Annotated in this window: 7 protein-coding genes and 1 pseudogene; all 8 read right to left on the bottom strand. The window is 42.8% G+C overall.

Annotated features, from left to right (window positions below):
- Positions 1-249, bottom strand: a 249-nt coding sequence (locus E0F88_RS33435) for a transposase (protein WP_165940191.1), incomplete at its 3' end; no start/stop codon positions are given.
- 37 nt (positions 250-286) lie between these two features.
- On the bottom strand, positions 287-1,282 hold the full coding sequence (locus tag E0F88_RS33430; protein ID WP_131963136.1) for a HipA domain-containing protein: 996 nt from the start codon (positions 1,280-1,282) through the stop codon (positions 287-289).
- Complete coding sequence (locus E0F88_RS33425) at positions 1,282-1,608, bottom strand: HipA N-terminal domain-containing protein (RefSeq protein WP_131963134.1); 327 nt, start codon at positions 1,606-1,608, stop codon at positions 1,282-1,284. Before E0F88_RS33425 ends, E0F88_RS33430 begins: the two co-directional genes overlap by 1 nt.
- Entirely contained in the window at positions 1,605-1,820 is a 216-nt protein-coding gene (locus tag E0F88_RS33420) for a helix-turn-helix domain-containing protein (RefSeq protein WP_131963132.1), read from the bottom strand. The genes E0F88_RS33425 and E0F88_RS33420 overlap by 4 nt, the downstream gene beginning before the upstream one ends.
- A 299-nt stretch (positions 1,821-2,119) precedes the next feature.
- Positions 2,120-2,434, bottom strand: coding sequence for a hypothetical protein (locus E0F88_RS33415; protein WP_131963130.1), 315 nt, complete (start codon positions 2,432-2,434; stop codon positions 2,120-2,122).
- Between the two features lie 29 nt (positions 2,435-2,463).
- Positions 2,464-2,781 carry an SDR family NAD(P)-dependent oxidoreductase gene (locus E0F88_RS33410; RefSeq protein WP_165940247.1) on the bottom strand — a complete coding sequence of 106 codons (318 nt, stop codon included), beginning with the start codon at positions 2,779-2,781 and terminating at the stop codon, positions 2,464-2,466.
- 94 nt (positions 2,782-2,875) lie between these two features.
- Positions 2,876-4,120, bottom strand: a complete 1,245-nt coding sequence (ltrA, locus tag E0F88_RS33405) for a group II intron reverse transcriptase/maturase (RefSeq protein WP_229213994.1) — start codon at positions 4,118-4,120, stop codon at positions 2,876-2,878.
- A 551-nt stretch (positions 4,121-4,671) separates the two neighbouring features.
- A pseudogene (locus E0F88_RS34160) lies at positions 4,672-4,956 on the bottom strand (ISKra4-like element ISAcce1 family transposase); the annotation flags it as partial.

The following is a 4,956-nucleotide window of genomic DNA, read 5'->3' as shown; positions in this document are numbered from 1 at the left end:
AAGCCGTTCATTCTCCGCTCGCAATTTGGCATTCTCAGCAACCAATTTAGAGCTACCTTCAGACTCATTAGTTTTGGTTTTTGTCTTCATTGTAGATAAAGTTTTCCAACGATACAGCAGATTTTCAGCAATTCCAAATGTCTCAGAAATCTCGCTTACTTTTTTACCAGAAATCAACATTTTTAGAATTTCTGCTTTGAAATCTGGTTCGTAGTTACGACGCGCTTTTGACTTTTTTTCATTATCCATTTTTTGCAAATTTTATGCAAAAAAGTGTGCCGCTTTTTCAAACCACCTCAGTTTTCATAAGTTGCTTAAGCCGGCCCTGATAAGTCTGCAAGTAATTCTTTTTTGTTGTTTCGTCCAGGAAAGATGCAAAGACTAACTGCTCCACCTGTTCGGACCCATTGAGCATACGTGAGATTATTCCTTCAAATACTTTCGAGTTGATTCGTGCTAGCTCAGCTAGTAAAGTAAATTGCTGCATCACTGTGCCTTGGGCTAGTTTTTTGGGTAAAAGGCCATCGTCCAGTGCAAAATCTTTATCGCGGATATGTATACGGCTGTTGAGCAAATCATAGGCCGGGCTCAAACGATAGTCTCCCTGATCGGTTTCGAGCAATGAGAAGTTTTTGAAATGCGCATCACCGTTAGAGAATAAATAGTTAAACATTAACGTGCGGAGCAATTTTGGTGATTCGACGGTGTAAGCAGGGACATACTTTTGCATCAGCTCAAAAATTTCCAGGTAACTTCCTAAGTATTTATAGTGCTCTCCATGGCTTTGGGGCGTGCGTCCCGCCAGTGATGCAAAATCATCCTGCGCACATTTCCTGCCATCGGCGCGTCTGTCAAATCGTTTAGTAACGTAGGCCTGTGCTCCGTCCACAAAAAAGATCAATGCGTTCTCTGCTGTTTCGATACAGTAGACCTGCCTTGCGATCTGCATAGTCAGATGCTCATTGGCTGGCATTTGATCCGGCCTGCGGCCAGAGGCTGGTATGGGCTTTAAAATATAATTTCCTTGCTCGCCTTCTTCGATCAATCGTAATTTATTCTTATCAAGGATTACCGAAAATTTTTCCTGAACACCCGATATGGACATCCGCTTGCGGTTTTCTTCAAAAAGTTCATCGGTGTCTTGATTGCTCGCCGGTGAATCATACCTCAGAATATGGCTTACGCGCTTGCCGTCGAAGACCCGTTTCAGGCAATTCTGACTATAAGTGTCATAGCCAGGCGCCAATGTGCCTGGGCAAAATTGAATATCTGGTAAGTTCATCACTTCTCAATTTTAATAATTGTCACAGCTCCAATAGTGTCGCTTTTTGCAATCGTGAGCAGCAAGCCAAAGTAGTCGTTTCGATCTATACGGTTTAAGTGACAGACCACTTGTTTATTGGAGCCTTCCGGCAGCATGTTATAGAAAAAGGGGAACAAGTATTCAGACTGATAGGTCTCAATCGTTTTTGGTAAAGTCAAACTGATAGGAGGTTTTGAACTGTCTTCTACCCATTGTTTGTGGTAGTGAAATTCAAAAGCGCCGTTGTCATCTTGCAATAGGATACCGGCCTGCTCTCCTCTAAAAAGAACCTTTGCACTTCTCATGGATTAATGGTTTTTTTTACGTTTAGGGTGATTTCAAGGCCAAGGGCATCACATAGTTTCTTCAATGTTGATAAAGTAGGATTGCCTTTGCCTGACTCAAATTTTTTTAAAGCGCCCAGTGCCACACCAGATAAGTCTGATAGCGCATTTTGTGTAACCTTAAGTGATTTTCGTCTTGCTTTAATCGCCTCAATGATAGATACAAAGTCCATTATAACGTTCTTTTTAAAGTAAAGATACGAATTTTGTCACGAATTATCGTTAAAAAGTATTCAATAATATACTTTTACGTGACAGGCTGATGAGAGTTGTAGCATTTCGTAAAAACGTACACTAAAATATACTATCTGTACCGACCCGAACTTAAATTTCACATATAACAAAAAAAGCACATCATAGTGTACTTTCACAGCGGATGGATATGCAGTTGTGATCGATTCTCGTAACTGCTCTATAACATGCGGTGTGTTTCAGCTAGGTCCGCAAAGATTGAAAGAACTGAGAATCGAATTCAATTTTGTGCTGTTTGGGACGTAAGCTTTCCCCTAACCGGCGAAGTGTAAATTCTCCCAGAAGGTAAAACGACTTTACCTAATGCTAGTTCCGCCAACGCTTTTGCCGAACGTTTCGCCGTCCCCATAAAAAATGCTGGCTTGAACAGGCTAATTAAGTAAAATAATGGCCGGATAGCGGGTATCAATAATTTTAAGATTGCAGGTTGCTTGGCCATCAGCGATGTATCCCCGGTTAATCCTGGATTAAATGCAATTACATCGATATTTTTACGCGCGCCAAATTCTTTTTCGAGAGAACGGGCGGTAAGCATGTTACAAAGTTTTGTAGCTGCATACAATGTCATTTCTTTTGGACTATGCTCGGTTGGATGCCTGAGCTCTCAATATTCAGCGTTTTCGGTCCAAAGGGAATAACAGCCGGATCGTGCGCGTCACTTGTCGTGATAATGATCCGGCCTCCTTCTGTAAGATTCGGCTCAAATAATCTCGCTAATAAATAATGAGAAAGGTGGTTTGTCGCAAATGTCAATTCAAAACCTTCTTGACTACTAACTTGATTATTAGCCGCTCGAATGCCTGCATTTAGCACAAGAACATCGATTTTGATGTTACGCAAACGTTGCTTTATTCTGTCAGCAAAAGAACGTACACTTTTCAATGAAGAAAGGTCAAGCCGGTCGAGTAGGCAAGGGCATTTCAGCCCAAGCCTCTCACAGAACCGTACGTGACAGTCTCCTGTCATACGGCTCTTATTATCCAGAGGTGGTACATGGCTTCACTCTCCAGTGAACGAATAGGTTGGGCATTGATTTCTTTACCTTTCCCACCCATTTCAACGACATCTGTATACTACCATGTAACTTTTTGTATTTCTTACGTGCCCACCTTGCTATCCGGATGTCTACCAGTGATAATATTTGATCAAGTTTGCTCTTACGATATTTACCGTAATAGTTTATCCAGCCTCGTAGTTTCGGATTTAATTCCTCTGCTATTGATACCAGATCACTCTGACTTTGTTGCAATTGCTTACTCTCCCTTACCTTCTCTAAGATATGCTTTTGGGATTTCTTGCTAATCGCAGGTGTAAAGCTCACGAAGCTCATACCAGTTTTACTCCGGCATAATCTTGGCTGAAAGCCGTATCCTAGAAAGTCGAAGCTTTTGATCTCGTAATCTCCTTTCCGTTTGCCATCTTTGCAGTACACAACCTTTGTTTTCTCAGGATGTAACTCAAGACCGCAGTCTTTTAATCGCTGGCTTAAAGACTCCATTAAGCTTTTAGCTTCCGTTTCCGTACGGCAATGGATTACCGCATCGTCTGCGTACCGTTCGAATGGACATTTGGGATAGTTCAATGTAAGCCATTTATCCATACAATAATGTAAGAATAGATTCGCCAGTAAAGGGCTGACAACAGCTCCCTGAGGTGTGCCTTTCTCACTTGTATGAAGGCTTCCATCTTTTTGCTGCACTGGGGCGGACAGCCATCGTTTAATATACAACAAGTGCCACCTTACAGAAGTGTGTCGTTCTAGAGCCTTCAGTAACAGGTCGTGTGGTATGTTGTTGAAAAATCCTTTGATATCCAGATCAACCACCCAATTGTATTGCCAACAACGGCTACGGCACTTACCTATTGCATCAATTGCTGATTTGCCCGGACGATAGCCATAAGAATCCTCATGGAACAGTTTGTCCAGGTCAGTTTCCAAGGCTTGCTTTACTACTGTCTGAGCGATCCTATCGGACACCGTAGGTATACCCAGAGGACGCACGCCGCCATCTTTCTTAGGAATCTCCACTAAAAGAACAGGCGGTGGCATATAGCTCCCCGAACACATTCTTGCCCATAGTTTGTATAGATTGTTTTTCAAATCTTTATCAAACTCTTTTAAACTTACCTCGTCCACTCCAGCGCTCCCACGGTTGGCCTTTACTCGTTTGTAAGCAGACCACACCGCTTCTTTCGAAATATTAAATGCTCTTGTCTTCATTAATTGGATTCTCCTAAAAAAAAAAAAAATCAGTTTCCCTCTCAATGAAAACCGGATAATTGTCCTCCTTCCCTCCTCCTTCATTACAAAGGACTCATCGGTACTACAAGGACATCCGCCCCTTGAACCCACTTCGGTACGTTTGGCCTCATGGGATCTCCACTTGTGCCGTTTCCCTTAACATTGAGAACGAAGGTTCTCACGTTCCATACCACCGCCTGAACTATGCTCATGCCACCTCTACGCCGGATGCCGCAACAACAGTAACCACACACCCTTGTTGCTCCTCCCTGTTTAGCACCAAAATCAGGTTCTGACATCATCAAATTTGTTTTCGACGCTTCATCGATAGTTCACTTCCGTTCATCTTCATAGCTCATTCCTAACTCCCTTACAGGAGCCTTTTGACCGTAACGTTCAATACCAGGGCTTTTGACCAAAGCACCTTACGGTGGATTGAAACCCCTGTATGGACAGTGGTTCCGAAGGGCCCTCCTTCATCGGCTGTATAGCATCCTTTCCAGGTTCGTGACACACGGTGCATTTCAATTTTACGCAGCCTGTGTTAGCATGTTCGTGACGCAATCCCATCGATTGCTTTCTCTTATGACTCTAAGATTGAGCATGGCCTGCGCACCAACAGGTGTCCACCGCTGACCACTGCGCTTCATTCGTGTTTGAATAACAGTTCTATGGGCTGCTTCCATTGGACCACTTCCAATCATAAGGCCTTGACTACGAAAAAGTTTATAATGCATCCTTTCGATATTGTTTTTGTAATACTCCACCAGGCTTATTCGTCTCTTTTTCGCATCGTGGGATAGGTTTCTGAGTTT

The organism is Dyadobacter psychrotolerans (assembly GCF_004349265.1).
Classification (GTDB): domain Bacteria; phylum Bacteroidota; class Bacteroidia; order Cytophagales; family Spirosomataceae; genus Dyadobacter; species Dyadobacter psychrotolerans.
The sequence above is the reverse complement of the archived record's forward strand: the minus strand, read 5'-3'. Positions and strand labels throughout refer to the sequence as shown.

What these genes read in the sequence shown, in the direction of transcription:
- ltrA (WP_229213994.1), bottom strand. Translation starts at nt 4,120, where the DNA reads ATGAAGACAAGAGCATTTAATATTTCGAAAGAAGCGGTGTGGTCTGCT.
- E0F88_RS33430 (WP_131963136.1), bottom strand. Translation starts at nt 1,282, where the DNA reads ATGAACTTACCAGATATTCAATTTTGCCCAGGCACATTGGCGCCTGGC.
- E0F88_RS33420 (WP_131963132.1), bottom strand. Translation starts at nt 1,820, where the DNA reads ATGGACTTTGTATCTATCATTGAGGCGATTAAAGCAAGACGAAAATCA.
- E0F88_RS33415 (WP_131963130.1), bottom strand. Translation starts at nt 2,434, where the DNA reads ATGCTTACCGCCCGTTCTCTCGAAAAAGAATTTGGCGCGCGTAAAAAT.
- E0F88_RS33425 (WP_131963134.1), bottom strand. Translation starts at nt 1,608, where the DNA reads ATGAGAAGTGCAAAGGTTCTTTTTAGAGGAGAGCAGGCCGGTATCCTA.